This is a genomic window from Actinomadura sp. SCN-SB (assembly GCF_043906805.1).
Taxonomy (GTDB): Bacteria; Actinomycetota; Actinomycetes; order Streptosporangiales; family Streptosporangiaceae; genus Spirillospora.
This window is the reverse complement of sequence record NZ_JBIMPP010000005.1, coordinates 86,972-113,568: the sequence shown is the minus strand read 5'-3', so window position 1 is coordinate 113,568 and position 26,597 is coordinate 86,972. Positions and strand designations below refer to the sequence as shown.

Genomic DNA, 26,597 nt, shown 5'->3' with positions numbered 1-26,597 from the left:
AGGGGTACAGATGGGGGTACCGGCGGCCCCTGCTCAGGTTGACGGGGCGGCGGCCTTGTCCGAGTCGGGCGGGGTCCCTCCGGCCGCGGCCACGGCCTCGGCCGGGGGCTCCAGGTCGCGCTCGGCGAGGTGGCGCCGGATGGAGTAGGTCAGCGCGGCGGCCCACACCACGTAGATCACCGCGTAGAACGCGTACCGGACGCCGTCGGCGGCGTCGATCCAGTCACTGCGCAGGATGGTGCGGGTGTTGGTGAGGACGATCAGGCCGCCGACCGCGCTGCCCAGCACCCGTGGCGGGATGTGCCGCACCAGCCAGGCCGCGATCGGGGCGGCGATGATGCCGCCGATCAGCAGCGCGGCGACCCAGTCCGCCTTGACGCCCTCGCCCTCGATGCCGACCAGGAAGCCGATGCTGGCGGCGACGGCGATCAGGAACTCGCTGGTGTCGATGGAGCCGATGGTCTTGCGCGGCTCCAGGCGCCCGCTGGCCAGGATGGCCGGGGTGCCGACCGGGCCCCAGCCGCCACCGCCGGTGGCGTCCACGAACCCGGCGACCACGCCGAGCGGGCCCAGGAACCGCTTGCGCAGCGGCTTGCCGAGCTGGTCGCGCCGCAGGCCGCGCAGGGTGAACCTGATCAGGATGTAGAGGCCGAGCGCCAGCAGGATCGACGCCATCACCGGCTCGGCGGTCTCGGTGGACAGCCCCGACAGGAAGGTGGCGCCGGCGAACGCGCCCACCGCGCCGGGCACGCCGATCTTGAGGACCACCGGCCAGTCGACGTTGCCGAACCGCCAGTGCGAGGCGCCGGACACCAGCGTGGTGCCGATCTCGGCGAGGTGGACGGTGGCCGACGCGGCGGCCGGGCTGGTGTTGATGGCCAGCAGAAGCGTGGTCGAGGTGACCCCGTAGGCCATGCCGAGGCTGCCGTCGACGAGCTGGGCGCCGAGGCCGACCAGGGCGAGCAGGACGAGTTTTCGCACGAGTTCACCGCCAGGGGCTGGGGATATTTCCCACCTTTTTAGTGTGGTTAGCCTTGATAGTAGACATTGTAGGGATTCCCGAGTCAAGTGACAGGTACGCCCCATACGCGGCCATCACGGCCATCTCGCCAATAGGCCACCAAACCCGAAGATCCGGGCGAACGGGCGTGCCAGGTGGGCGCCCCGGGGGCGGCGCGGATAGGCTCGGTGACCGACCAACCGCCACAGCTCAGCTCAGGGGAGATGCCCGTGTCGTCGATCGAGGCCGTACTCGCCCGGGAGATCCTGGACTCCCGCGGCAACCCGACCGTCGAGGTCGAGGTGCTGCTCGCCGACGGGACCGAGGCCCACGCCGCCGTCCCCAGCGGCGCCAGCACCGGCCAGTTCGAGGCCGTCGAGCTGCGCGACGGCGGCGAGCGCTACGGCGGGAAAGGGGTGCGGAACGCGGTCAAGGCCGTCAACGAGACCATCGACGAGCGCCTGGTCGGCTACCCCTCCACCGAGCAGCGCCTGATCGACCAGCTCCTGCTCGACCTGGACGGCACCCCCGGCAAGTCCGAGCTGGGCGCCAACGCGATCCTGGGCGTCAGCCTCGCCGTGGCCAAGGCCGCCGCCGAGTCCTCGGGGCTCCCGCTCTTCCGGTACGTGGGCGGGCCCAACGCGCACCTGCTGCCCGTCCCGATGATGAACATCCTCAACGGCGGCGCCCACGCCGACAGCAACGTCGACGTCCAGGAGTTCATGATCGCCCCGATCGGCGCGCCGACCTTCTCCGAGGCGCTGCGCTGGGGCGCCGAGACCTACCACGCGCTCAAGTCCGTGCTCAAGGGCAAGGGCCTGAACACCGGACTGGGCGACGAGGGCGGGTTCGCCCCCGACCTGCCCAGCAACCGCGCCGCCCTCGACCTGATCCTGGAGGCCGTGGGCAAGGCCGGATTCACCCCCGGCCGCGACATCGCCCTGGCCCTGGACGTGGCCGCCACCGAGTTCCACTCCGACGGCTCCTACGAGTTCGAGGGCTCCAAGCGCTCCTCCGAGGAGATGGCCGCCTACTACGGCGAGCTGCTGGACGCCTACCCGATGGTCTCCATCGAGGACCCGCTGGACGAGGAGGACTGGGCCGGCTGGGAGGCGCTCACCGGCTCGGTGGGCTCCCGCGTCCAGCTGGTCGGTGACGACCTGTTCGTCACCAACCCCGAGCGGCTCTCCCGCGGCATCGCCTCCGGCGCCGCCAACGCGCTGCTGGTCAAGGTCAACCAGATCGGCACCCTCACCGAGACCCTGGACGCGGTCACGCTGGCGCAGACCAGCGGCTACCGCTGCATGATGAGCCACCGGTCCGGCGAGACCGAGGACACCACCATCGCCGACCTCGCGGTGGCCACCAACTGCGGCCAGATCAAGACGGGCGCCCCCGCGCGCAGCGACCGGGTCGCCAAGTACAACCAGCTCCTGCGCATCGAGGAACTGCTGGGCGACGCGGCCCGCTACGCAGGCGCCGCCGCGTTCCCACGGTTCTCCTGGGAGGGCTGACCCGCATTGGCCACGGGTGACGAAGACCGCGCCGGTCGTGCCGACCGTAAGCGTGCCGACCACGAGCACGACCGCGCCGACGCGTCCCGTGGCAGCCCCGCCCTGACCAGCCGCGCCGCGATCCTGGCGGTGGTGGTCTGCGCGATCGCGCTGAGCCTGGCCTATCCCGTGCGGGAGTACGTGGCGCAGCGGCAGGAGATCGCCGAGCTCAGGCAGCAGGAGCGCGTGGCACGCCGGGAGGTGGACGAGCTCACCAGGCGAAAGCAGCGACTTGGTGAGGAGTCGTACATTAAACGGGAGGCCACGCGCAGGTTCCACTACTGCGAGCCGGGCGTGAAGTGCTACATCGTCCTGGACGGCAGCGGCGGCGAGGGCCGGCGGCCACCGAAGCCCGCCCCGTCCAAGCGTCCGCCGTGGTACGAGGCGCTCTGGCGGTCCGTGGAGGCCGCCGACCGGCCTCGCTAGATCCCAGTCCCGGCCACCGGGAACTCCTCGGGGGGCATTCAGACATGATCGACGAACACGACGAGGCCGCGGTCGCGGCGCAACTGGGGCGCCCGCCGCGCGGCGTGCGGCGGGTGGCCCACCGCTGCCCGTGCGGCGCCCCCGCCGTGATCGAGACCGCGCCCCGGCTGCCCGGCGGGACCCCGTTCCCGACGCTGTTCTACCTGACCTGCCCCAAGGCCGCGTCCGCCATCGGCACGCTGGAGGGCGGCGGCATGATGCGCGAGATGCAGGCACGCCTCGCGGACGACCCGGACCTGCGCGCCGCCTACACCGCCGCCCACGAGGACTACCTCCGCCGCCGCGACGAGGCCGCGCGCGACGAGGGCGTCGAGCCGCTGCCGCCCGGCACCCAGAGCGCGGGCGGCATGCCCGAACGCGTCAAGTGCCTGCACGCCCTGGTCGCGCACGAGCTGGCCGTCCCCGGCGCCAACCCGTTCGGACGCGAGGCCCTGGACGCGCTCCCCGACTGGTGGCGCTCAGGATCATGCGTCCCCGCCGATTCCACCGCCGCTTCCAGGACACGGGAGGCCCGATGACTCGCGTCGCCGCCGTCGACTGCGGGACCAACTCCGTCCGCCTGCTGATCGCCGACATGCCCTCCGGGGACGGCGGGACGCTGACCGACGTGGAACGCCGGATGGAGATCGTCCGGCTCGGCCAGGACGTGGACAAGACCGGGCGGCTGGCGCCCCAGGCGCTGGAGCGTACCTTCACCGCGATGCGCCGGTACGCCGAGCTGATCGATCGGCACGGCGCGGAGAAGACCCGGGTCGTGGCCACCAGCGCCACCCGCGACGCCGCCAACAGGGACGAGTTCGTCTCCGGCGTGGTGGACATCTTCGGCGCCGTACCCGAGGTGATCACCGGGCACGAGGAGGCGGAACTGTCGTTCATGGGCGCCACCCGGGAACTGGCCGAGCTCCGCCCGCCCCGCCCCTACCTGGTGGTCGACATCGGGGGCGGCTCCACCGAGTTCGTGCTGGGCAGCTCCTCCGTCCAGGCGGCGCGGTCGGTGGACATCGGCTGCGTCCGGCTGACCGAGCGGCACCTGCGCGACGACCCGCCCTCGCCCGAGCAGATCACCTCCGCCGTGGCCGACATCGACGGCGCGCTCGCCCGGGTCCGCGAGACCGTCCCGGTGGACGAGGCCCGCACCCTGGTCGGCCTGGCCGGCTCGGTGACCACGGTCGCCGGGATCGCCCTCGGCCTGCCCCACTACGACCCCGCCAGGATCCACCACTCGCGGATCACCGCGGCCCAGGTCCACGACGTCACCCGCGACCTCCTGCACGCCACCCGCGCCGAACGCGCCAGGATCGGCGTCATGCACCCCGGCCGTGTGGACGTGATCGGCACCGGGTCCCTCATCCTCGACCGCGTCATGCGCGAGTACGGCTTCGGCGCGGTCGTCGTCAGCGAGCACGACATCCTCGACGGCATCGCCTGGTCGCTGCTCTGAGCCCCTCGCGCTAGGCCGCCTGTAAGGCCGCCAGCAGCGCCGGGATGAGGACGGCGTTCGGATTCTGCTGCGGCACGTACAGGACGGGCGTGGTGCTGCCCGACTGCTGGATCCAGACCCGGCCGCCCTCCAGCACCGCCCCGGAGATCGCCCGCCAGCTCAGCGACACCCGCTCGGCGCGCACCCCGCCGGGATGCACGGTCAGCCCGTGCGCCACGTCGATCGACTCGCCCGCCAGCACCCGTCCGGCCAGCTCGGACACCAGCCGCCGCTCCGCCAGCACCTGGCACAGCCCGACCAGGCCGCGCCAGACCTTCTCGGCCACACCGCTCGCCGGGCCGTTGCCCGGCGCGCCGTCGAGCCGGGCGCCGGGACGGCCGTGCAGGGTGATCGCGCTGTCCTCGATGACCACCTCGACCTTGGGGCCGCCGAGGAAGGGATGCCGTCCCGCCTGGAAAATCCACTGAATGGCGGGCCGCCCGTACCCGCCGGGGACGCTCGCCGCCCAGTACGCCACCCACTCCACGTGAACCCAGGCCATGGACGAGCCGCCGTACGCCACGACCTGCTCGTCGGCGTGCAGCAGCAACCCGCCCACGGTGGCGTCGATCAGCCGGACCGTCTCCTGCCCGGCGTCCCACCCCGCCCCCTGGAACGGCTCCTGGACGGGAGCGGACTGGTAGCCGGGCCGCTGGGCCGCCGGAACACGGCGCCGGGAACCGCCGGGCGGCTCGGGGTTGAGGTTCTCGGTCCAGTGCGTCCCGTTCCACCAGCGCAGGCTGCCGCTCCCTGCGGGATCGGGATACCAGCCTGGGCCTGGTTGCGACAAGGACTGCCTCCGCTTCGCATGGAGCGCCGGAACTACCTCCCCGACTCGGCGCTCCGCATCGTACCGAGCCCGCCACCCCATGCGCCGACCGAAACTGGACGCATGTCCAGCTCCACCGGGCCCTCGCCGTGGGGGGCGACCCCCACACCCCCGAGAGGAAGGGCACGACCGCCCTCCGGGCGCTCGGTCGGTCGTGTTGTTGTGGGGGCGACCCCCACACCCCCGGGAGAAGAGCACGACCGCCCTTCGGGCGCTCGGTCGGTCGTGTTGTTGTGGGGGGCGACCCCCACACCCCCGGGAGAAGAGCACGACCGCCCTTCGGGCGCTCGGTCGGCAGTGCTTTGTGGGGGGCGACCCCCACACCCCCGAGAGAAAGGCACGACCGCCCTCCGGGCTCTCGGTCGGCAGTGCTTTGTGGGGGACGACCCCCACACCCCCGACGGAAGGGCACGACCGCCCTCCGGGCTCTCGGTCGGTCGTGCTTTGTGGGGGACGACCCCCACACCCCCGACGGAAGGGCACGACCGCCCTCCGGGCTCTCGGTCGGTCGTGCGACCATCGCATCCATGACGAACGCTCAGCCGGACGCGGAAGGGCGGGCGCCGTTCGTGCCGCCTGGGACGGGGTGGCCCGGTGACCCCGCCACACCTGACACGCCCGTGGCGCGTACGGCGCAGGACGTGGTGGAGCTGGCGGCGGACGCCTCGGAGCTGGAGGAACTGGCCGCCCGCGAGTCGGTGTGCAGGGCGTGTCCGCGGCTGGTGGAGTGGCGGGAACGGGTGGCCGTCGAGCGGCGCCGCGCGTACGCGCACGAGCGGTACTGGGGGCGCCCCGTCCCGGGATGGGGCGAGGACGAGCCGCGCATCCTGCTCGTCGGCCTCGCCCCAGCGGCGCACGGCGGCAACCGCACGGGACGGATCTTCACCGGTGACCGGTCGGGCGACTGGCTGTTCGCGTCCCTGCACCGGGTGGGGCTCGCGAGCCTGCCCACCAGCGTCCATGCGGGCGATGGCCAACGGCTGATCGGGGTCAGGGTGGGCGCGACGGTCCGTTGCGCGCCGCCCGACAACAAGCCGACCCCTGAGGAGCGCGGCAGGTGCCAGCCGTGGCTGGCGCGTGAGGTGTCACTGGTCGCGCCGTTCATGCGCTGCGTGGTGGTCCTCGGCGGGTACGCGTGGCAAGGCGTGTGGGCGGCGCTCCAGCAGGCCGGATACCAGGTGCCGCGCCCCAGGCCCGCGTTCGGCCATGGCAAGGAGGTGGAACTGGCGGCACCGGCAGGGAAGCCGCTGACCTTGCTGGGCTGCTACCACCCGTCCCAGCAGAACACCTTCACCGGGCGGGTCACCGAGCCGATGCTGGACGCCGTCTTCGCCCGCGCCCGCGACCTCGCCGGGCTGCCGAAGCCGGCATGATCCGGGAGCGGGGCGGACCCTCGGGCAAGCGAACGGCGGGGCAGGGCCTTGGCCAAGCGGCCGGGTCCGATCGCACCCCGCAGGCGATCGCCGTCCCGGCCGCTTGACGCCCCCGTCGGGCCCTGTCCCGCCGCCGTTCCCTCGATACATCCATGTGTGATGCGGGCGAGGGCCCGTGAGTTCGCGGCGGGCCGGGGAAAAATGACGGATTGCGGTGTTGGTGGCGCCTTGCGTGATCCGGGCCGTCTATCGGGTACCGCTCCGGGCATGGCTGCTGAACCAGCGAACACCACCCAGCGCATCGTGATCGTCGGCGGTGGCTACGTCGGCATGTACACGGCGCTGCGCCTGCAAACCCGGCTGCGGCGCGAGCTGAGGCGCGGCGAGGTCACCATCACGGTGATCGACCCCCATCCGTACATGACCTACCAGCCCTTCCTCCCGGAGGCCGCCGCGGGGAACCTGGAGCCCCGGCACGTGGTGGCCCCGCTGCGCCGCGTCCTGCGCCGCTGCCGCGTGCTCACCGGGCACGTGACCAGGATCGAGACCGCTCGCAGGGTGGTGGAGTTCTGCCCGGTCGGAGCGGAGATGAGCACCGGCGCCGAGCAGATCGGCTACGACCGGCTGGTGGTGGCGGCCGGATCGGTCTCGCGGACGCTGCCGATCCCCGGCCTGGCCGAGAACGGCGTCGGCTTCAAGACCGTCGAAGAGGCCATCTACCTGCGCAACCATGTGATCCGCCAGCTCGACGGCGCCGCCTCGCTCAACTACCGCCATGACGGCTCCCAGCGGGCCGAGGCCGAGATCAAGGCCCGGCGCAGGGCGCTGACCTTCGTGTTCGTCGGGGCCGGCTTCGCCGGGATCGAGGCGATCGGCGAACTGGAGGACATGGCCCGGGACATCTGCAAGTGGTATCCGGGCATCGACCCGGACGAGATGCGCTGGATCATGATCGAGGCCACCGAGCGGATCCTGCCCGAGGTGGGCCCGGAGATGGGGCGCTGGACGGCCGAGGCGCTGCGCGCCCGGGGCATCGAGGTCAGGACCGAGACGCTGGTGAAATCCGCCGAGGACCGGCACATCGTGCTCAGCGACGGCGAGGAGTTCGACGCCAACACCCTGGTGTGGACGGCGGGCGTCAAGCCCCATCCGGTCGTGCACGAGGGCGACCTGCCGATCGACCGGCAGGGCCGGGTCAAGGCCACCGCCGAGCTGACCGTCGAGGGCCTGGACGGGGTGTACACCGCGGGCGACAACGCCGCCGTCCCCGACCTGACCAAACCGGGCGAGTTCTGCGCGCCCAACGCCCAGAACGCCGTCCGCCAGGCCAGGCGCCTCGGCGACAACATCGTGGCCGACATACGCGGCAGGCCACGCAAACCGTACCGACACGCCTACGCGGGCTCGGTGGCCAGTCTCGGCCTCCACAAGGGCGTGGCCAACGTGTACGGCCTGAAGATCCGGGGTTTCCCGGCATGGATGATGCATCGGACCTACCACCTGTCCCGGATGCCGACGGTGAACCGTAAAATTCGGATCACCGCCGACTGGACGCTCGCCGCGTTCTTCCGGCGCGAGATCGTCTCGATGGGAGAGCTGTCGCGGCCCCGGCACGAGTTCGAGTACGCGGCCGGCCGGCGGAGATGACGATCGGGGTCCTACTCGTCCGAGAGGAGGTGCTGCCGCTGATGCACGACGGTGTCGCCTCCCGGCTCGCCCCCCTGTTGAGCAAGATCATGCTGGGCGAGGAGTGGGACGGCGGGACCGCCTCCGACCTGCCGATCCAGGTACGTGCCTGGGACGGCAGCGTCATCGGCCCGCCGGGAGCGCCCGCGTTCGTGATCCGGCACCGCCGCGCGCTGCGGCGGCTGCTGTGGAAGCCGGGCGAGATGGGGCTCGTCCGCGCCTACGTCGCGGGCGAACTGGACATCGAGGGCGACGTGTTCGCCGCGCTCGACGCCGTGCAGCGGGTGATGCGCAGCGGCGACGAGCAGATCCGGCTGAGCAGCGACGACAAGCGCGAGATCGTGCGTACCGCGGTGATGCTCGGCGCCGTCGGGCCCGAGCCCAAGCCGCCGCCCGAGGAGTTCCCCCCGGGACGCCGCGGCGACCGCTCGTCCGGCCCGCTGACCGAGTCGGCCGCGTTCTTCGCCCGCATGCTCGGCCCCGAGATGGCGCACTCCGGCGGCCTCTGGGACGAGGCGATCGACCTCGACGACGCCCAGCGGACCGCGCTGGAGAGCGTCACCGAACGGCTCTCCCTGTTCCAGGGGGCCCGCGTCCTCGACCTCAACGCCGGATGGGGCGCGCTCGCCTGCCACCTCGCCGCCCGCCACGGCTGCCGCGTCGTCGCCCTGACCCGTACGCCCGAGCAGGCCGCCTACATCAAGGACCGTGCGGCCGGGCTCGGCGACCGCGTCCAGGTGCTCGGCTGGGACCTGGACGAGGCGGGACGCGGCCCCTACGACGCGATCGTGGGGCTCACCGAGATCGAGCCGCTGGACCGGGACGCCGCCCGCCTGTACGAGCTGCTGGCCCCCGGCGGGCGGCTGGTGCTGCAACAGCCGGTGCGCCGGCCGGGGCCGCACCGCGTCCGCCGCACCTTCACCACGAGCTACATGTTCCCGGAGGACGGTGAGCTGCTGCCGCTCGGCGAGCTGATCGCCACCCTGGAGAACGCCGGCCTGGAGGTGCGCGGCGTCGCCGCCCTCCGCGAGCACCACGCCCGCACGCTCCGCGCCTGGGCCGCCAACCTTGAGCGGCACTGGGCCGAGTGCGTCGAGCTGGCCGGAATCGGCCGCGCCCGGGTCTGGCTTCTCTACTTGGCGGCCTCCGCGCTGGCCACCGAGAGCGGCCGGATCGGCGTCCATGAGATCCGCGCGATCCGCCGCGACCGCGACGGCCGGGCGGGCACCACCCTCGTCGAGGGCCGCTCCGTCCCGGGCCGGGTGGCCCCGTAACTATGCCCTTTTCATGCGGTAATCGCCGTCGGTAGCGGTATGGATACCGCCGATCGGCGGCTCGTTTCGCGGTAGGGCCGTCCAAGATCGGGAAGGTATCGCCGCGAGTTTCGGGGACGATCCACGGCACGGAGGGAGGGAAGCGACCGCCCGGGACGGGCCGCCCGATCCGGCGGAAAAGCGGTCTCGGCCGAATATCGGTTGTCTGGTAGTTCGATGTATCCCGGTATGATTACGCCGCCCCTGTAGCCCAATGGCAGAGGCAGGCTCCCTAAAAGAGCTTTTGTGTCGGTTCGAGTCCGACCGGGGGCACCACAGGCCCGGCGCCGTGACGCGCCGGGCCCGTTCTTTCCTCAGGCCGATACCGAGCCGACACCTTGCCAGGAACCTCAACCTGGGCTCGGCCGTCTAGACTGATCAGGAAAGGTCGCCCCTCAGGAGGCATCCATGGAGAGCAGGAACCCCGCCTTCCGGGGTAACGCCTTCGGCCAGCAGACGGGCTGGCGTAGGGAGCAGGGTCTCCAGCCCGGCGCGCAGCCGTACATGTACGGCGCGCCGCCCGCGGCCCCTCCGGCCGTCCGCCCGATGACCCTTGACGACGTGGTGGTCCGCGGGTTCCTCACCCTGGCCACGCTGGTCGTCACGGCCGCCCTGGCCTGGGCGCTGATCCCGGTCGAGCTGGCCGTGCCGGTGCTGGTGGTCTCGATGATCGCGTCCCTGGGCGTCTGGGCGTTCATCACCTTCGGGCGGAACGCCAAGGCTCCCCTGGTCATGGCGTTCGCCGCCTTGTACGGCGTGATGGTCGGCATCATCAGCCACGCCTACAACGACGTCTACCACGGCGTGGTGTTCCAGGCCGTGATCGGCACCGCGCTCGCGTTCGGCGCGATGCTCGCCGTCCACGCCCTGCGCATCATCCGTGTCACGCCCAAGTTCACCCGCTTCGTCATCGCCGCGGGCTTCGCCCTGATCGGCCTGATGCTGATCAACCTCGTGGTCCAGCTCTTCGGCGGCGAGGACGGCATCGGCATCCGCGACCCGGGCAACCCGCTGGCCTACGTGTTCAGCGTCGTCGCGATCCTGGTGGGCTGCTTCTTCCTCCTGCTGGACTTCGACTCCATCGAGCAGGGGGTCCGCCACGGCGCACCGGAGAGCTTCGCCTGGTACTGCGCCTTCGGCCTGGTCCTCAGCCTCGTCTGGATCTACCTGGAGCTCCTGCGCTTCCTGTCCTACTTCGCCGGCCGAGACTGACCAACGACCACCAAAAGGGGCCGGGCCCCAGGCCCGGCCCCACACACCGCGCAGTAAGCGCACTAGCGTCTGCAACGCTCCGCAACCTCCGAACGGCGCCCAAGCGTTGCGATCGCGTCCGAAGGCAGGTTCCGAGCTTGCGAGGAACCTGATCGCGTAGCGAGCCCCTAGGCGAGTCGGAGCGATGCAGCGATCGCCGCAGGCGCGACCAGCGACGAGCCGCCAGGCGAGGAGCGCCGCTCGCGTCTGCAATAAACAGAGAGTCGGAGCGATGCAGCGATCGCACGCGGTGCTGGAGAAGGAGGGCGCCCCGCGCCCGACGCCGCAGGCACCGCCAATTGAACGCAGCGCGACGAGCCGCCAGGCGAGGAGCGCAGCTCACGCTCGCCTATAAACACAGTCGCACTCACCTCAGCCCGTCACCCCAGCCCCGAACGGTCGCTCAGGCGTTGCGATCGCGTCCGAAGGCAGGTTCCGAGCTTGCGAGGAACCTGATCGCGTAGCGAGCCTCTAGGCGAGTCGGAGCGATGCAGCGATCGCCGCAGGCGCGACAAGCGACGAGCCGCCAGGCGAGGAGCGCAGCTCGCGCCTGCTAATAATGACGAGCGCGGCGGGTGCGTTCGTGTTCGCGGACCAGGGCGGCGGCGTAGCCGTGCGAGAGGCCGTGTTCGTCGGCGAGCCAGTTGCTGCGCTCGTCGCAGCGGACGAAGCTTGGGCCGTTCTCGATGGTGGTGAACCACTCGGGGATGTCACGTCCTGTGACTTGCGGAATGCGTGCGATGAGCTTGCTGTGCGTCTCCGGCGAGTGGTTCAGTGACAATTGGCACCTCCAGGTCGCGGGGCTCCTTCCTGCCGACTCTGCAACAGGAGCGGGGATGTGACAACCCCCTAACGCGGACCTATCCATGACGTTACTTGGATCATTCGTAACGTGATGGCCCCGGTGAACGCGCAGGTGGCCCGGGCGGGTCGCCCGGGCCACGGGTGTGGGGCTCAGCTCAGCCGCTCGACGATCATCGCCATGCCCTGGCCGCCGCCGACGCACATGGTCTCGAGGCCGAACTGCTTGTCGTGGAAGGCGAGCGAGTTGACGAGGGTGGAGGTGATGCGGGCGCCGGTCATGCCGAAGGGGTGGCCGACGGCGATGGCTCCGCCGTTGACGTTGAGTTTGTCGATGTCGATGCCGAGGTCTTCGGCGGACGGCAGTACCTGCGCGGCGAACGCCTCGTTGATTTCGACGAGGTCGATGTCGTCGATGGTCATGCCGGCCTTGGCGAGGGCCTGCTTGGACGCGCCGACGGGGCCGAGCCCCATGATCTCGGGGGAGAGGCCGGTGACGCCGGTGGAGACGATGCGGGCGAGCGGGGTGATGCCGAGTTCGGCGGCCTTGGTGTCGCTCATGATGACGACGGCGGCGGCGCCGTCGTTCAGCGGGCAGCAGTTGCCGGCGGTGACGGTGCCGTCGGGCCTGAACACGGGCTTGAGGGCGGAGACCTTTTCGTAGGTGGTGCCGGGACGGGGGCCGTCGTCCTTGCTGATGACGGTGCCGTCGGGGAGCGTGACGGGGGTGATGTCCTTCTCCCAGAAGCCGTTGCTGAGCGCTTTCTCGGCCAGGTTCTGGGAGCGGACGCCGAACTCGTCCTGCGCTTCGCGGGAGACTCCGCGGATCTGCGCGACGTTCTCCGCGGTCTGGCCCATGGCGATGTAGATGTCGGGGAGCTCGCCGTCTTCGCGAGGGTCGCGCCAGGTGTCGGCGCCGCCTTCGGCGCGCTTGGAGGTGCGGGCCTCGGCGTCGGCGAACACGGGGTTCTGGGTGTCGGGGAGGCCGTCGCTGCTGCCTTTGGAGAACCGGCTGACGGTCTCCACCCCGGCCGAGATGATCACGTCGGCCTCGCCGGCCTTGATGGCGTGGAAGGCCATGCGGGTGGTCTGGAGGGACGACGAGCAGTACCGGGTGATGGTGGCGCCGGGCACGTCGTCCCAGCCGAGCAGCACGGAGACGACCCTGGCCATGTTGTAGCCCTGTTCGCCGCCGGGCAGGCCGCAGCCCAGCAGCAGGTCGTCGATCTGGGACGGCTCCAGTTGCGGGACCTTGGCCATCGCGGCCTCGACCATCTGGACGGTCAGGTCGTCGGGACGGATGTCCTTGAGCGACCCTTTGAACGCGCGGCCGATCGGCGAGCGCGCGGTGGCGACGATGACTGCCTCGGGCATGTGGATCTCCCTGGATCGAGCGACCTGTGTCCGGCTCGCGATGCTACTCGCCGGTCATTTCCCGCAATGTAACGTGCGTGCCGGGTTCGTCTAGAGGGCAGGTCCCCGGATGGCCCGTACTGTGTGGCCGGACTCCGCCGTGACGTCCTCTGCGTTGTGGCGTGGCACATGCCCATCGTCCAGGCGCGTCTTATGGGGCTCTTATCTACATGCCGTACATGCCGGGCGCGCTGCCTTCGGTGTCGTGGATGCCGTGCAGGGTGCCCTGCTCGTCTCGCCACACCCGCCAGCCGCCGGACGATCCGGTGTACCAGGCGGGTGGTGCCCCGGGGGACGTGACGCGGCGGCCGGTGGAGATGTCGTACGCGCACAGTGACGCGACGGGGTAGAACCCGCGCTGGCCGGTGATTTTCAGTGGGGACGGGTTCAGGTCGCAGAACGTCCAGCCGTGTGTGCCTCCGCCGATGAGCTTGGCGCCGTCCCGCAGCCGGTAGGCGGGGCCGGGCTTGTCCTGGACGACGAATCCGAGCGTGGACAGGTCGGGCGGGAACGACAGCTTCCACGGCGGCTCCGGTGCCCTGTCCGCGGGCAGGGTCGTCACGGTACGGCCGGTGCGCGGGTCGATCCGCTCGAAGCCGCCGGCGTCGCCCTGGCCGGTGAAGCTCCGGGCGAACAGGGCGACGGCGGGGTTGGCGCTGGGGTAGACGCGGACCATCCGTTCGCGCGTCCACAGCGGCTTCCCGTCCGACAGGCGCAGGCCGAAGAAGCCGTAGGGCGACAGCCGTCCGCGCTTGCGCGGTTTGTAGGGCGCCATGTGGCCGACGAGCACGTCGTCACCGGGTGTCACTCCGAAGGTCCAGCCGCCGGCGAAGCTGACGCCCCGTCCCAGGGCGCGGTCCACCGGGAACTTCCACAGGGCCTTGCCGGTACGCGGGTGGCGCGCCTCAAGGGAGGGTCTGGGCGTCATCCGGAACAGCACGATCCGTGCGGGGTCGGCGTGCTCGACTTCGGCGATGCCGGGTGTCGCCCACCGGGTGCGGCCGGTGGCGGGGTCCAGCGCGACGAACCGTGACTCCTTCGTGGACGTGGCCTCCGACAGGCACACGTCCGTCCCGCAGCGCGCCGGGCCGAGCGTCGAGGCGACGGGGCGGGTCCATCTCTCGGTGCCGGTACGGGCGTCCCGCGCGGTCAGCGTGGCGCGTCGCCGGCCGGTCCTGGGCGGCTCCACCGCGACCACCACCGCGGAGCCGGGGGTGCCGGTGATGGCGGGCGGCTGGACGCCCATGCCCGCGGGGCGCCCCACCATGGTCGCGGGATAGGACCACAGCCGCGTCCCCGTGGCCAGGTCGAATGCGACGGTCTCCAGCGTGCCGTCGGAACGGAGTCCGGTCACCGAGGCCACGCCCGCGCCCGCGACGGGACGGCTGACGGCGTTGGTCCCGGACCCCGCCCACGCCCGCGCGTCCTGGGCATGGTCGTCCTCGGAAGGGGAACAGCCCGCCGCCCCAGCCGCCATGGAAATCACCGCCACCACGAGAAGTCGCGAATTGGATGCGGAAAGTAGCCGGCGGTGGGCGTGCGAAGACATGGATCGAGTTCCCCCTGGAATGGCCGAAGAAAGGCGGAAGAAAAGCGGTTATGGGCGGGCCGGGGTCAGGCGGCTCCCGGTGTCACCGCGGTCGCACCGCCGGACTCGCCCGGGTGGGCGTCCCCGTCGTCGGACCGGTCGACGCCGCGGCGCCGCAGCAGCGTGGCCCAGCGTCCCCGAGGACCGCGCTCCCGTCCGGCGACCCGGGCGCCGGAGACCTCCATGCCGGGCTCCTCGGCGGCCTCGGCCGCCGCGAGGTAGACCGGCAGGATGCCCTGGCCGGGACGGAAGCCGGGGAGGGACTCCAGGTCGGGCTCCAGCCCCAGCGCGGCCGCCATCGACGGCAGCATCGCGGCGGCCGCGGCGGCGTAGCCCCGCGCGGACGGGTGGTAGCGGTCGGCGCTGAACATCTCCAGCGGGTCGGCCGCGAACTCCCGTCCCAGCAGGTCGCCGATCGACACCGACCGGGCGCCGCGCTCGACCGCCACGATGGTCTGGGCCGCGGCGAGCTGGCGGCTGGCGCGCCGGGCGAACCACCGCAGCGGCTGCATCAGCGGCTTCACCGAGCCGAGGTCGGGGCAGGTGCCCACCACCACCTCGCAGCCGGTCGCGCGGAGCCGCTGGACCGCGGCGGCCAGATGCCGGATCGACTCGCCCGCCGGCACCCGGTTGGTGACGTCATTGGCGCCGATCATGATGACGGCGATCGCGGGCCGGGCCTTCAGCGCCCGTGTCACCTGCTCGGCCAGCGCCTCGGAGCGGGCGCCCGAGCGGGCCACGTTGGTGAGCCGCACCGGCCGTCCCGAGATGGACGACAGCCCGGTGGCCAGCAGCGCCGCCGGGGTCTCCTCGGGCGTGTGGACGCCGAGCCCGGCGGCGGTGGAGTCGCCCAGGACGACGAAGGAGAGCGGCTCGCCCGGCAGGCCCTTGCCGTAGACGCCGTCGGCGACGGGGGGATCGCCGTTGGGCGTGGCGAGAATGATCTTCCTGGCGAGCTTGGCCTCCACCACCAGCAACCCGAAGGTGAGGCCGCCGACCACGGTCAGCCCGCCGCCTCCGTACGCCGCGGCCGTCGCGATGCGCCGTGCCGTGAACGCCCTCAGCATTGCCATTGCCGTCGACCCTCCGTGACCATCCGGAACCGATCCCGACCTTGGTGAGCCGTCCGCGGCGCCCAGTGGGCTACCGTCGGAAATTGAAATCTATCCGACTTCACATCCTCCTTCTCCGCAGGACACGCGCCTGTTACGAGGATCGCAGGGGGATGAAACACGGCAGCTACACAAGGGACATCGCGGTGCGCGTACACGATTCGCTGGTCGAGCTCATGGGTGACACCCCGCTCGTCCGGCTGCGCAAGGTGACCGGCCGGGGCCGGGCCGACGGCGGGGGGCCGCAGGTGCTGGCCAAGGTGGAGTACTTCAATCCCGGCGGGTCGGTGAAGGACCGGATCGCGGTCCGGATGATCGAGGCCGCGGAGCGGTCGGGCGAGCTGCGCCCCGGCGGCACGATCGTCGAGCCGACCTCGGGCAACACGGGGGTGGGGCTGGCGATCGTCGCGCAGGAACGCGGCTACCGGTGTGTCTTCGTGTGCCCCGACAAGGTCGCCAAGGACAAGCTGGACGTGCTGCGCGCGTACGGCGCCGAGGTGGTGGTGTGCCCGTCGGCGGTGTCGCCCGATCATCCCGACTCCTACTATTCGGTCTCCGACCGGCTGGCGGCCGAGATCCCGGGCGCGTGGAAGCCGGACCAGTACCGCAACGAGAACAACCCGCGCTCGCACTACGAGACGACCGGCCCGGAGATCTGGGAGCAGACCGACGGCAAGGTGACCCACTTCGTCGCGGGCATCGGCACCGGCGGCACGATCAGCGGCACGGGACGCTACCTCAAGGAGGTGTCGGGCGGCTCGGTCAAGGTGATCGGCGTCGATCCGGAGGGCTCGGTGTACTCGGGCGGCTCCGGACGGCCGTACCTCACCGAGGGCGTCGGCGAGGACATCTGGCCCGACACCTACGACCGGACGATCTGCGACGAGGTCATCGCGGTGTCCGACAAGGACTCGTTCCTGATGACGCGCCGGCTGGCGCGGGAGGAGGCGCTGCTGGTCGGCGGGTCCTGCGGGATGGCGGTGGTCGCGGCGCTGCGGCTGGCGGCCCGGCTCTCCGAGGGGCCCGGGGCGTCGGACGCGGTGATCGTGGTCCTGCTGCCGGACGGCGGCCGCGGCTATCTCTCCAAGATCTTCAACGATGACTGGATGGCCGACTACGGCTTCCTCACCCCGTCCACCGAGGAGGCCAGGATCGGCGAGGTGCTGACCCGCAAGGGCGGGACGCTGCCGGAGTTCGTGCACGTCCACCCGGAAGAGAGCGTGGAGACCGCGATCGCGGTGATGCGCGAGTACGAGGTGTCGCAGCTTCCGGTGATGAAGCAGGAGCCGCCGGTGATGGCGGCCGAGGTGATCGGCTCGATCGTGGAACGCGACCTGCTGGACGCCCTGGTCAGGAACCGGGCCCGGCTGGACGACCCGATCGAGGCGCACATGTCCTCGCCGCTGCCGATCGTGGGTTCGGGGGAGCCGGTGAGCAAGGCGGTGACGGCGCTGGAGAGCGCGGGCGCCGCGGTGGTGCTGGTGGACGGCAAGCCCAAGGGCCTGGTCACCCGCCAGGATCTGATCACCTTCCTGGCCAACTCCGCCGAACGCTAGCCCGGAACGGCGAAGCGCCGGAGACCCGCGGGTCTCCGGCGCTTCCTCTCATTCGATCTTCATCTATGTAAGGAGTCGGGTTGCGGTCCGCGGCCTTGTGGGCGGCTTTCCGGACCGCGGTTCCCGCAACCCGACGTCTGGGGGGACGGCGGTGAGCCCTAGCGGCCCATCCCCGAGGGTTCGTACTCGCCCTTGTGGAGGACGGGGGGCTCACCACCGGTCGGCCGGTCGGGCTCGTCGCCGTGGCCGGGCCACCACGCCTTGTGCCCCAGCATGGCGGTCAGGCCGGGCACCAGGAAGGTCGACATCACGAAGGCCGACAGGGCGATGCCGATCGCGACCGAGAAGCCGATCTGCTGGAGCATCGACACCGGGGCCAGCACCATGACGGAGAACGTCCCGGCGAGGATCAGCCCGGCCGCGGCGACCGTGGGCCCGCCGTGCTCGACCGCCAGCGCGGCGGCCTTGCGCGGCTCGTTGCCCTCCCTGGCCTCCTCACGCAGCCGCGCGGTCATCAGGATGTTGTAGTCGGTCCCGATCGCCAGGACGAACAGGTAGAGCACGATCGGCAGCTGGAAGCTGACCCCCGGCTCGTTCATGGCGCCCTGGAAGACGTACACCGCGGAGCCGAGCGTGGCGGTGAAGCCCAGCAGCACGGCCACGACCAGGTAGATCGGCGCGACCAGCGACCTCAGCAGCAGGGCCAGGATCAGCGCGATCAGCACCGCCGCCACCGGCAGGATCACCGACAGGTCCCGGTTGTTGACCGCGTTGATGTCGGCGAAGATCGCCGTCTGGCCGCTGACGTAGGACCGCACGCCGTCGGGCGTGGCCCTGTGCACGGCCGGCGTGAGGTCGTCCTTGACGAGGCTGATCGACTCGTTGGACATCGGGTTGTCCTTGAGCAGCAGGTCGACCCGCGCGACGGACTTGTCGCGGGCGCCCACCTCGCCCGGCCGGATCTGCCCGACGCCCGGCGCGCCCTTGACCGCCGCGCTGAACGCGCCGATCTGCTGCTGCGAGATCGGCTGCCCGTTCTCGGTCTTGAGGAAGACCTGGACCGGGGTGGCGATGCCGGGCGGGAAGCCCTTCTGCATGTCCTTGGTGGCCTGCGCGGACTCGGTGTCCTGCGGGAAGCCGGCGGCGAAGTCGTAGTCGGCCTTGAACCCGAACACGCCCGCCGCGAGGGCGACCATCAGACCGCCGGAGACCAGGGCGACCAGGGCGGGACGCCGGCCCACCTGCCGGCCGAGGGCCGCCGCCCCCGAGCTCTTGGGCTGCTTCTTCCACGCCTTGGACGGCCAGAACACCGCGGGGCCGAGCAGCACGATGATCGCCGGGAACAGGGTGAGGGACGTGACGCCCATCACCATGACCGCGATGGCGAGGGACGGGCCCAGGGCGCTGAACCCGCCGAAGGCGGCCAGCAGCAGCACCAGGAAGCTGACCGCGATCGCGGCGGCGGCCGAGGTGATGACCTCGCCGACCCGCTCCAGCGCGGTCGTCATGGCGGTCCGCTTGTCGTCGCCGGCGCGCAGCCGCTCGCGGAACCGGAACATCAGGAACAGGTAGTAGTCGGCGCCGATGCCGAACAGCACGATCAGGATGATCGTGGACAGGCTCTGGTCGCCGGAGAAGTCGAAGATCTTCGAGGCGATCCCGATCACGCCCATCGCGACCTGCATGGTCAGCGAGATCACCAGGATGGGCAGCAGCGCCGCCAGCGGGGCCCGGAAGATCAGCAGGATCAGGCCGATGATCAGCACGAAGGTGGCGATGCCGACGATCTCGAAGGACTGGTTGAAGGAGTCCTCGTTGTCCACCCAGCCGGCCACGTCACCGCCGACCTTGGCCTCCAGGCCGGTCCCGTTCAGCTGGGTCTTCAGGTCGGCGCGGATCTCCTTGACCGCCTCGGACTGCTTGGTCTGGGCGTCGCTGTCGAACCCCTTCATCGGCACGGCGACGACCTGGACGGCCCTGTTCGGCGCCACGGTCTGGGGTCCCGCGAGGAAGCCCTGCACCGTCTCCGGCTTGTCGGAGTTCAGGGTCTGGGCGATCTGGTTCACCTTGGCGGTGTCCGCCGTGGTCAGCGGCGCCCCGTCGGTACGCTTGACCACGATCAGGGCGGAGGTGTCCTCCTGCTGGGGGAACGCCTTCTGGGCGATCTCCATCCCCTGGACGGACTCATACGACGAGGGCAGGAAGTCGCCCTGGTCGGACTCGGTGGACAGCTGGGGTGAGAAGGCGATGACGGCGACCGCGGCGACCAGCCAGGCCACGATCGTCCACCACGGGTGTCTCACGACGGCGCGCGCCAACCGTGCGAACATGCGACATCCTTCGGAAAGGTTCGGTGGAATCGGAGTACTCCAGGTTCGAGTACCTTTCACACGGTAGAGAGCGGCGGGCTCTTTGAGGTCAACCCGGGTACCGAAATGCCGGGTGATACCTGCGGTGGACGGTCTCCTCCTCCAGGAGGGGAGACCGGTGGATAGCCTCGTGCCTATGGACAAGGACGTTCACCAGGGTTTCGAGACCCTGGCCATACATGCAGGTCAGGAACCTGACCTGACGACGGGGGCGGTCGTCCCGCCGATTCACCAGACCTCCACCTACAAGCAGGACGGTGTGGGGCTGCTGCGGGCCGGCTACGAATACTCGCGGGCGGGCAATCCGACGCGTACCGCTCTGGAGGTATGCCTGGCGGAGGTCGAGGGGGGAGCGCGGGGGCTGGCGTTCGCGTCCGGGCTCGCCGCGGAGGACACCCTCCTGCGCGCGCTGTGCCGTCCCGGCGATCACGTGATCATCCCTGGTGACGCGTACGGCGGGACGTACCGCCTGTTCACCAAGGTGGCCGAGCCCTGGGGGCTGGTGCAGGACCCGGTGCCGCTGGGCGACCTGGACGCGGTACGGGCCGCGGTCCGCCCGGAAACCAAGATCATCTGGGTGGAGACCCCGACCAACCCGCTGCTGGGCATCGCCGACCTCGCCGCGCTGGCGTCCGTCGCGCACGAGGCGGGCGCCCTGCTGGTGGTCGACAACACCTTCGCCTCGCCGTACCTCCAGCGCCCGCTGACCCTGGGTGCGGACGTGGTGATGCATTCCACGACCAAGTACATCGGCGGGCACTCGGACACGGTCGGCGGGGCCCTGGTCACGGCCTCGGCCGAGTTGGGGGAGCGGCTGGCGTACTACCAGAACGCCATGGGCGGCGTCGCCGGGCCGTTCGACTGCTGGCTGACGCTGCGGGGGCTCAAGACCCTCGGCGTGCGGATGGACCGGCACTGCGCCAACGCGACGGCCGTCGCCGACATGCTGTCGGGACGGGAGGAGGTGCGCTCGGTGCTGTACCCGGGGCTGCCGGAGCACCCGGGCCACGGCATCGCCGCCAAGCAGATGAAGGCGTTCGGGGGGATGGTGTCGTTCCGGATGGGCTCCGAGGAGGAGGCCGTGCGGGTCTGCGAGTCCACGAAGCTGTTCATCCTCGGCGAGTCGCTGGGCGGGGTGGAGTCGCTGATCGAGCATCCGGGCCGGATGACCCACGCCTCGGCCAAGGGGTCCCCGCTGGAGGTCCCCGGGGACCTGGTGCGGCTGTCGGTCGGCATCGAGGACGTGGACGACCTGCTCCGCGACCTGGAGCGCGCGATCACCGCGGCCACCCGGTGACCGGCCGCCATGCCCGGCCCTGACCGGATCTTCGACCGGTCCGTACCGGGCGATTCGGATGGCTTTGCCTGCCGCTAGGTGATCAAGGCTCTATGATATGGCGCGCCGGGTGTCCGATGAGAAGGGACCGGGAGTGCGCAAAGTTCTGGTCTGCGGGGCGGCGTTCGCCGCGACGTGCATCTCCGCCGTGGCGGTGTCCGGCGCGGCGGGAGCCGCTCCGCCGGTGCCCTCACCGGGGTCCTCGTCACCTGCCTCGCCCGGCCAGGGCGAAGGACCGGGAACGCAGGCCCCGTCCGGCTCGCCGGGCTCCTCCGGCCCGTCGTCGACCGCGCAGGCCGGGAACGGGCAGTCGTCCGCCCCCGACCCCGTCGTGTCGACCCGGGCCGTCATGGTGACGCCCAAGCTGCCCAGGACCGCCACGTACGCCTACGGCGTCCACCCGCGCCAGCGCATCGACGTCTACTGGCAGGACACCACGCCCGAGGGCCGGGACGACGACGCGGGGGCGGCGACGCGACAGGCGCGCGGGACCGCGCCCACCCCGGCCGTGCTGCTCTTCCACGGCGGTTCGTGGATCGGCGGGGACAAGTCGGGCTGGAAGTACTTCGCACGCCGCCTCACCGCGCAGGGCTACACGGTCTTCGCCGCCAACTACCGGCTCGCGACCCAGGCGCCCTGGCCCGCGCAGCGGGACGACGCCATGGCGGCCCTGACCTACGTCAAGCGGCACGCGGTCAAGTGGAACATCGACCCGGACCGTGTCGCGGTCATGGGGTCGTCCGCCGGCGGTCTGCTGGCGAGCCAGCTCGCCACCTATGGCGAGGGCGGCACGCGGGTCCGCGGCGCCGTGTCCCTGTCACCGGTGAACATCCCGTACCTGGCCTACCAGGCGGGCGAGAGGCCGGACGCCACGAACAGCCAGCGCAAGCTGCGCCGCGCGGTCGTGAAGCTGCTGGGCTGCGTGCCCGTCGAGACCGACCCCGACTGCATGGCGCAGGCCGAGGACACCAACACCATCAGCCATGTCTCCCCGGGCGACGCGCCGATGCTGCTGCTGCACTACAAGGACGAGTTCGTCCCGCCCGCGCAGAGCACCGGCCTGGCCGCCGCCCTGCGCGGGGTCGGCCTGGACGCGCGCGTCAAGGTGTACCCGGGCAGGCAGCACGCGACGGCGCTGCTGAACGAGGAGACCGCCGTCCCGCTGATCATCTCCTGGCTCAAGCAGCGCACCGCCCCCTGAGGGCTCAGGACCCGTTCCACACCATCAGCACGAGGATGATCAGCCAGAGCAGCGCGACGACGCCCGAGATCGCGGCGATCCGGCCGCGCTCGACCTGAGCGATGTCCTGATCCCGCGGGGCGGTGGCGGTCGCCTTCTCCTCCGCCTCGGCCTCCCCGTCCTTGGCGGTCTCCTGGGACGGCCCGGGGGCCGAGGACGCCTCGGCCCGTTCCAGCAACTGGGCGGCCTTGCGCTGGTCGCGCTCCACGAGGAGCAGCAGCACCAGCGCGACGACGAACAGGGTCATCGACACCACGAGCCAGATCTCGTCCATCCGCCCCTGCCCCAGGAACAACCCGAACAGGAAGACACCGAGCGTGCCGAGCCCGTAGATCCGGGTGTTGCGGTTGAGGAAGCGCACCACGGCCGGGTCCCGCCTGCGGATGTAGCGCGGGGTGACGGAGGTCGCGGCGGTCAGCGGGCCCAGCGTGAAGATCGCGAAGCCGATGTGCAGGACGAGCAGGAGCCGGTCGGAGGTGGACATGGCCACGACCCTAACGGCCGGGCCCGCCGCGGGCGGCGCACCCCCGCGCGATCACCGGCGTCCGCGCCGCACCCGCAGGTAGTCGCTGACCACGTACTGGCCGAGCCGTTCGGCGTCGGGCGCGAACACCCGCCCGCCGTTGCGCCGCGCGACCTCCTCCACGAACGACACCAGCCGCCGGTCCTCGGCCAGCATGAAGAAGTTCATGCTGGCGCCGCGCCTGGTCATCTTGTCGACCTCGGCCAGCGTCAGCACCAGCGTGTCGGGGGAGGGTGGGTAGTCGAACAGCGACCGCCCGTCGGGACGCAGGTGCGCGGTCGGCTCGCCGTCGGTGACCACCAGCACGATCGGCTCGAAGTCGGGGTGCCGGTCCAGATGGCGGCCCGCGATCATCAGCGCGTGGTGCAGGTTGGTGCCCTGCACCATGTCCCAGTCCAGCCCGGCCATCTCGGTGGGGTGCAGGGTCCTGGCGTAGTTGGAGAACCCGATGATCTGGATGGCGTCCTGCGGGTACTTGCTGGTGACCAGCGCGTGCAGGGCCAGCGTGGTCTGCTTCGCCGCCGCCCACGTGCCGCGCAGCACCATGGAGTACGACAGGTCCACCAGCAGGCACACCGCCGCGGCGCTGCGGCGCTCGGTCTCCTGCACCTCGAAGTCGTCCACGCTCAGCTTGACCGCGCCGTTCCGCCTGGTGACCGCCCTGGGCGCGGTGAGCCCGCCGTACGCGCCCGCAGCGTCCAGGACGGGGGCGTCCAGGACGGGCGCGTCCAGCGCCGCCGCGGACGGCTCCATGGCGCTGCGGCGGATGGCGTTGCTGACGGTGCGGACCACGTCCAGGGGCTGTTCGTCGCCGAACCGCCACTCGCGGCTCGACCCCGTCAGCTCCCCGGCCTGCCCGGCGTCCCGCTGGTCGTGGTCGCCCTGCCGGCCCGCGGTCAGCTGGGAGAACACGCGGCGCAGCGCGGTGTCGCCCAGGCGCCGCACGGCCTTGGGCGTCAGCTCCAGCTTGCCGCGCTTGCGCTGCAAATAGCCCTGGCGCTCCAGCTCGGCCTCGATCCGGCGCAGCGCCTCCAGGTCGTCCACGGCCCGGCGGCCCAGCGCGCGCCGCACCGCCTCCTCGTCGATGTCGTCGAGCCGGGCGCCCGGGTAGTCCTGGGCCAGCGCCGCCTCCAGCTCGGCCAGGTCGGCCAGCTCGGCCAGCGCCGTCGTGGCGTCGCCCATGCCCAGCGCCTCGTCGCCGGTCATCCGTTCCGGCTGCCCCCAGCCCAGGTCGGGACGGCGGGCGCGCAGCGCGTCGTTCAGCCGGGACATCTCCATGGCCAGCCCCGCGTCCTGCATGACCTGGTCCATCAGGGCGGCCAGCTCCGCCCGCTGCTCGGGGCTCAGCGAGGCCAGCAGCCGGTCCATCGCGGCGGCGCGGCGGGCCAGCGAGTCGACCAGCTCCTCCAGGTTCCGCGGGTTGTCGGGGAACATGTCCCCGTACCGCTCCATGAACCGGTCGAAGTCCTCCTGCGTGTGCTCGCCGCGGGCGTCCTTCTCCAGCATCTCGTTGAGCGCGGCCATCATGTCCTTGACGCGCTGCATGGCCTGCGGGTCCTGGCTTTCCAGGGCCTGCTTCATGCCCTGGAACTGCGCGTCCAGGACGTCCCTGCGGAGAAGGTCCTTCAGCCGTTCGAACGTGGCGCGGGCCGCGTCCGACCTCCACTGGTAGTCCGACAGCCGCCGGATCGCCTGGGCGGTGTCGTCGGGGAGCGCGTCCAGCTCGGCCTCGCGCAGCCGCGCGTCGTCACTGGGGTCGGGGAACAGCTCGGCCCGCTCCTGCCCGATCGCGGTGTCGAGCAGGGCGCGCGCCTCCTCCAGCGTCCCGTCGAGCCGCCCGCGTTCGCGCAGCCTGCGGCGCCGCTCCCGCACCTGCCGCAGCAGGTCGTCGAGACCGCGGCGCCCCTCGGCGCCCGGCAGGCCACGCCGCAGCAGCTCCCGCAGCGCCTCCTCGGGACGGGTGCCCTCCAGGACGGAGTCGCCCATCGCGTCCAGCGCGTCCCGTACGTCGTACGGCGGGGCGAGCGGGTCGGGACCCTCCTCGTACGCCCCGTACCGGTAACGGCTCATCGCACTCCCCAACTCCTCAGGACGCCTACGTCTGCGCTGCCCGCGCGGGGGGACGACCCTCCGCACCCCCCGGAGAAGCGGCGCTCATGCCCTCGCTCTGTTCGGTCGTGCCGGCGGCACCTCACGTGCGGTAGGTGGCCGTACCGTCCGCTCCGCCCTCCCGGACGTCCTTGGACAACCTGCGGGTGAGGTACAGGCCCTCCAGGGCGAACTCCAGCGCGGCGGCGGCCTGCTCGGGGGACTCGCCGCTCATGCCGAGCCGCTCCATGATCTTGGCGAGCCCGGGGACCTGGCCGATCCGGCGCAGCAGCTCGGCGGCCGGCACCAGCTCGCCCGACTCCACCTGCTCGCCGGAGTCGAACTTCTCCAGCAGCCCGGTCAGGTCGGCGGGGCCCAGCGTGCGCCGGTAGGTCTCGGCGATGGCGCGGCGCAGCAGGTGCTCCAGCACCTCCTGCTCGCGGCCCTCCTCGCTGACCTCGAACTCCACCTTGCCCATCAGGGACGGCACCACCGCGGGCAGGTCGCAGACCCGGGCCACGGCGCGCTCCTCGCCCGCGAGCGCGGCCCGCCGCACGGCGCCCGCCGCCACGGTCTCGGCCCCGGCCAGCGCGAACCGCGCCGACACGCCGGACCTGGTGTCCACCGCCGTCGACTCGCGCACCAGCCGGGTGAACCTGGCGATCACCTCGATCAGATGGTCGGGCACCTCGGCCGGCTGCCCGGCCAGGTCGGCGAACTCCGCCTCCTGGCGGATCAGCTCCAGCTCGGTGCCCAGCTCCAGCGGGTAGTGGGTGCGGATCTCGGCGCCGAACCTGTCCTTGAGCGGGGTGATGATCCGGCCCCGGTTGGTGTAGTCCTCGGGGTTGGCGCTGGCCACCAGCAGCAGGTCCAGCGGCAGCCGCAGCGCGTACCCGCGGACCTGGACGTCCCGCTCCTCCAGCACGTTCAGCAGCGCCACCTGGATCCGCTCGGCCAGGTCGGGCAGCTCGTTGATGGAGAAGACGCCCCGGTTGGTGCGCGGCACCAGGCCGAAGTGGACGGTCTCGGGGTCGCCCAGCGGCCGGCCCTCGGCCACCTTGATCGGGTCCACGTCGCCGATCAGGTCGCCGACGCTGGTGTCGGGCGTGGCCAGCTTCTCCCCGTACCGGTCGTCGCGGTGCTTCCAGGCCACCGGCAGGGCCTCGCCCAGCTCGCCGGCCATCCTGCGGCACCGCACGCACACCGGCGCGTACGGGTGGTCGTTGATCTCGCATCCCTCGACGACCGGGGTCCACTCGTCCAGCAGCCCGACCAGGGTGCGGATCAGCCGGGTCTTGCCCTGGCCGCGCTCGCCGAGCAGGACCAGGTCGTGCCCGGCCAGCAGGGCGCGCTCCAGATGGGGCAGCACCGTGTCGTCGAACCCGACGATGCCGGGGAAGCGGGGCTCGCCCGATCTCAGGCGGTTCAGCAGGTTGTGCCGGATCTCGGCCTTGACCGAGCGGTGCACGTGGCCACTGGTGCGAAGCTCGCCCAGTGTTCTCTCGCGAGGTTCGGATGGACGCACGCGATCGACACTACGTCGCCGATCCGCGATATCGCACCCTCACGGGCCCGATTCCCTTGCGGCTCGGGCGTCCCG

At 71.6% G+C, this 26,597-nt stretch carries 21 protein-coding genes and 1 tRNA gene; 12 read left to right on the top strand and 10 right to left on the bottom strand.

The window, feature by feature from the left end; translation table 11 throughout:
* Positions 1-33 precede the first annotated feature (33 nt).
* On the bottom strand, positions 34-981 hold the full coding sequence (locus tag ACGWYJ_RS05070) for a sulfite exporter TauE/SafE family protein (protein WP_395104386.1): 948 nt from the start codon (positions 979-981) through the stop codon (positions 34-36).
* Between the two features lie 249 nt (positions 982-1,230).
* Here ACGWYJ_RS05070 and eno point away from each other — a divergent pair, with 249 nt between their 5' ends.
* Genes eno through ACGWYJ_RS05050 form a run of 4 tightly spaced genes read left to right on the top strand, consistent with a single transcriptional unit; the run spans position 1,231 to position 4,480 of the window.
* Complete coding sequence (eno, locus tag ACGWYJ_RS05065; protein ID WP_395104385.1) at positions 1,231-2,514, top strand: phosphopyruvate hydratase; 1,284 nt, start codon at positions 1,231-1,233, stop codon at positions 2,512-2,514.
* A gap of 6 nt (positions 2,515-2,520) precedes the next feature.
* Complete coding sequence (locus ACGWYJ_RS05060) at positions 2,521-2,979, top strand: septum formation initiator family protein (RefSeq protein WP_395104384.1); 459 nt, start codon at positions 2,521-2,523, stop codon at positions 2,977-2,979.
* A 44-nt stretch (positions 2,980-3,023) separates the two neighbouring features.
* Positions 3,024-3,557 carry a DUF501 domain-containing protein gene (locus tag ACGWYJ_RS05055; protein WP_395104383.1) on the top strand — a complete coding sequence of 178 codons (534 nt, stop codon included), beginning with the start codon at positions 3,024-3,026 and terminating at the stop codon, positions 3,555-3,557.
* Positions 3,554-4,480 carry an exopolyphosphatase gene (locus ACGWYJ_RS05050; RefSeq protein ID WP_395104382.1) on the top strand — a complete coding sequence of 309 codons (927 nt, stop codon included), beginning with the start codon at positions 3,554-3,556 and terminating at the stop codon, positions 4,478-4,480. The genes ACGWYJ_RS05055 and ACGWYJ_RS05050 overlap by 4 nt, the downstream gene beginning before the upstream one ends.
* A gap of 10 nt (positions 4,481-4,490) precedes the next feature.
* Here the strand turns inward: ACGWYJ_RS05050 and ACGWYJ_RS05045 are convergent, their stop codons facing one another.
* Positions 4,491-5,309 (bottom strand): DUF2510 domain-containing protein, encoded by an 819-nt coding sequence (locus tag ACGWYJ_RS05045; RefSeq protein ID WP_395104381.1) that lies wholly within the window; start codon positions 5,307-5,309, stop codon positions 4,491-4,493.
* Between the two features lie 566 nt (positions 5,310-5,875).
* On the opposite strand from ACGWYJ_RS05045, the gene ACGWYJ_RS05040 reads away from it, so the two are divergent.
* The 5 genes from ACGWYJ_RS05040 to ACGWYJ_RS05020 all read left to right on the top strand — a co-directional run bounded on the left by ACGWYJ_RS05040 (position 5,876) and on the right by ACGWYJ_RS05020 (position 10,932).
* Positions 5,876-6,721, top strand: a complete 846-nt coding sequence (locus ACGWYJ_RS05040) for a uracil-DNA glycosylase (RefSeq protein ID WP_395104380.1) — start codon at positions 5,876-5,878, stop codon at positions 6,719-6,721.
* Between the two features lie 267 nt (positions 6,722-6,988).
* Complete coding sequence (locus tag ACGWYJ_RS05035; protein ID WP_395104379.1) at positions 6,989-8,368, top strand: NAD(P)/FAD-dependent oxidoreductase; 1,380 nt, start codon at positions 6,989-6,991, stop codon at positions 8,366-8,368.
* Complete coding sequence (locus tag ACGWYJ_RS05030) at positions 8,365-9,681, top strand: class I SAM-dependent methyltransferase (RefSeq protein WP_395104378.1); 1,317 nt, start codon at positions 8,365-8,367, stop codon at positions 9,679-9,681. The genes ACGWYJ_RS05035 and ACGWYJ_RS05030 overlap by 4 nt, the downstream gene beginning before the upstream one ends.
* Before the next feature lie 239 nt (positions 9,682-9,920).
* Positions 9,921-9,996, top strand: a tRNA-Leu gene (locus tag ACGWYJ_RS05025).
* A 132-nt stretch (positions 9,997-10,128) separates the two neighbouring features.
* Positions 10,129-10,932: a Bax inhibitor-1/YccA family protein gene (locus tag ACGWYJ_RS05020; protein ID WP_395104377.1), complete on the top strand. Its 804-nt coding sequence runs from the start codon at positions 10,129-10,131 to the stop codon at positions 10,930-10,932.
* Positions 10,933-11,524: 592 nt separating this feature from the next.
* On the opposite strand, the gene ACGWYJ_RS05015 is transcribed toward ACGWYJ_RS05020, so the two are convergent.
* The 4 genes from ACGWYJ_RS05015 to ACGWYJ_RS05000 all read right to left on the bottom strand — a co-directional run bounded on the left by ACGWYJ_RS05015 (position 11,525) and on the right by ACGWYJ_RS05000 (position 15,840).
* Positions 11,525-11,752 carry a DUF4287 domain-containing protein gene (locus ACGWYJ_RS05015; protein WP_285695609.1) on the bottom strand — a complete coding sequence of 76 codons (228 nt, stop codon included), beginning with the start codon at positions 11,750-11,752 and terminating at the stop codon, positions 11,525-11,527.
* Between the two features lie 173 nt (positions 11,753-11,925).
* Positions 11,926-13,146 carry an acetyl-CoA C-acetyltransferase gene (locus ACGWYJ_RS05010; protein WP_395104376.1) on the bottom strand — a complete coding sequence of 407 codons (1,221 nt, stop codon included), beginning with the start codon at positions 13,144-13,146 and terminating at the stop codon, positions 11,926-11,928.
* A 205-nt stretch (positions 13,147-13,351) separates the two neighbouring features.
* Positions 13,352-14,662, bottom strand: coding sequence for a PQQ-binding-like beta-propeller repeat protein (locus ACGWYJ_RS05005; protein ID WP_395104375.1), 1,311 nt, complete (start codon positions 14,660-14,662; stop codon positions 13,352-13,354).
* A 137-nt stretch (positions 14,663-14,799) separates the two neighbouring features.
* A complete protein-coding gene (locus ACGWYJ_RS05000; RefSeq protein WP_395104463.1) occupies positions 14,800-15,840 on the bottom strand; it encodes an SGNH/GDSL hydrolase family protein in 1,041 nt (346 codons plus the stop codon).
* Positions 15,841-16,031: 191 nt separating this feature from the next.
* Here ACGWYJ_RS05000 and ACGWYJ_RS04995 point away from each other — a divergent pair, with 191 nt between their 5' ends.
* A complete protein-coding gene (locus ACGWYJ_RS04995; protein WP_395104374.1) occupies positions 16,032-17,441 on the top strand; it encodes a cystathionine beta-synthase in 1,410 nt (469 codons plus the stop codon).
* Between the two features lie 158 nt (positions 17,442-17,599).
* On the opposite strand, the gene ACGWYJ_RS04990 is transcribed toward ACGWYJ_RS04995, so the two are convergent.
* Positions 17,600-19,771, bottom strand: a complete 2,172-nt coding sequence (locus tag ACGWYJ_RS04990) for an MMPL family transporter (protein ID WP_395104373.1) — start codon at positions 19,769-19,771, stop codon at positions 17,600-17,602.
* A gap of 175 nt (positions 19,772-19,946) precedes the next feature.
* On the opposite strand from ACGWYJ_RS04990, the gene ACGWYJ_RS04985 reads away from it, so the two are divergent.
* Complete coding sequence (locus ACGWYJ_RS04985; protein WP_395104372.1) at positions 19,947-21,107, top strand: cystathionine gamma-synthase; 1,161 nt, start codon at positions 19,947-19,949, stop codon at positions 21,105-21,107.
* Positions 21,108-21,240: 133 nt separating this feature from the next.
* On the top strand, positions 21,241-22,347 hold the full coding sequence (locus ACGWYJ_RS04980) for an alpha/beta hydrolase (protein ID WP_395104371.1): 1,107 nt from the start codon (positions 21,241-21,243) through the stop codon (positions 22,345-22,347).
* 4 nt (positions 22,348-22,351) lie between these two features.
* Here the strand turns inward: ACGWYJ_RS04980 and ACGWYJ_RS04975 are convergent, their stop codons facing one another.
* From ACGWYJ_RS04975 to ACGWYJ_RS04965, 3 genes are all read right to left on the bottom strand, one after another.
* Positions 22,352-22,870 (bottom strand): hypothetical protein, encoded by a 519-nt coding sequence (locus tag ACGWYJ_RS04975; RefSeq protein WP_395104370.1) that lies wholly within the window; start codon positions 22,868-22,870, stop codon positions 22,352-22,354.
* Positions 22,871-22,921: 51 nt separating this feature from the next.
* Complete coding sequence (locus tag ACGWYJ_RS04970; RefSeq protein ID WP_395104369.1) at positions 22,922-24,979, bottom strand: hypothetical protein; 2,058 nt, start codon at positions 24,977-24,979, stop codon at positions 22,922-22,924.
* A gap of 121 nt (positions 24,980-25,100) precedes the next feature.
* The gene (locus ACGWYJ_RS04965; RefSeq protein WP_395104368.1) at positions 25,101-26,522 is read right to left on the bottom strand and encodes a magnesium chelatase; all 1,422 of its coding nucleotides are present in this window, start codon (positions 26,520-26,522) and stop codon (positions 25,101-25,103) included.
* Positions 26,523-26,597: the final 75 nt, after the last annotated feature.

Excerpts from the sequence above, each read along its gene's own strand:
- ACGWYJ_RS05055 (WP_395104383.1), top strand. The coding sequence starts at position 3,024 with ATGATCGACGAACACGACGAGGCCGCGGTCGCGGCGCAACTGGGGCGC.
- ACGWYJ_RS05050 (WP_395104382.1), top strand. The coding sequence starts at position 3,554 with ATGACTCGCGTCGCCGCCGTCGACTGCGGGACCAACTCCGTCCGCCTG.
- ACGWYJ_RS05040 (WP_395104380.1), top strand. The coding sequence starts at position 5,876 with ATGACGAACGCTCAGCCGGACGCGGAAGGGCGGGCGCCGTTCGTGCCG.
- ACGWYJ_RS05035 (WP_395104379.1), top strand. The coding sequence starts at position 6,989 with ATGGCTGCTGAACCAGCGAACACCACCCAGCGCATCGTGATCGTCGGC.
- ACGWYJ_RS05030 (WP_395104378.1), top strand. The coding sequence starts at position 8,365 with ATGACGATCGGGGTCCTACTCGTCCGAGAGGAGGTGCTGCCGCTGATG.
- ACGWYJ_RS05020 (WP_395104377.1), top strand. The coding sequence starts at position 10,129 with ATGGAGAGCAGGAACCCCGCCTTCCGGGGTAACGCCTTCGGCCAGCAG.
- ACGWYJ_RS05010 (WP_395104376.1), bottom strand. The coding sequence starts at position 13,146 with ATGCCCGAGGCAGTCATCGTCGCCACCGCGCGCTCGCCGATCGGCCGC.
- ACGWYJ_RS05005 (WP_395104375.1), bottom strand. The coding sequence starts at position 14,662 with ATGGCGGCTGGGGCGGCGGGCTGTTCCCCTTCCGAGGACGACCATGCC.
- ACGWYJ_RS05000 (WP_395104463.1), bottom strand. The coding sequence starts at position 15,840 with ATGCTGAGGGCGTTCACGGCACGGCGCATCGCGACGGCCGCGGCGTAC.
- ACGWYJ_RS04990 (WP_395104373.1), bottom strand. The coding sequence starts at position 19,771 with ATGTTCGCACGGTTGGCGCGCGCCGTCGTGAGACACCCGTGGTGGACG.
- ACGWYJ_RS04985 (WP_395104372.1), top strand. The coding sequence starts at position 19,947 with ATGGACAAGGACGTTCACCAGGGTTTCGAGACCCTGGCCATACATGCA.
- ACGWYJ_RS04975 (WP_395104370.1), bottom strand. The coding sequence starts at position 22,870 with ATGTCCACCTCCGACCGGCTCCTGCTCGTCCTGCACATCGGCTTCGCG.
- ACGWYJ_RS04970 (WP_395104369.1), bottom strand. The coding sequence starts at position 24,979 with ATGAGCCGTTACCGGTACGGGGCGTACGAGGAGGGTCCCGACCCGCTC.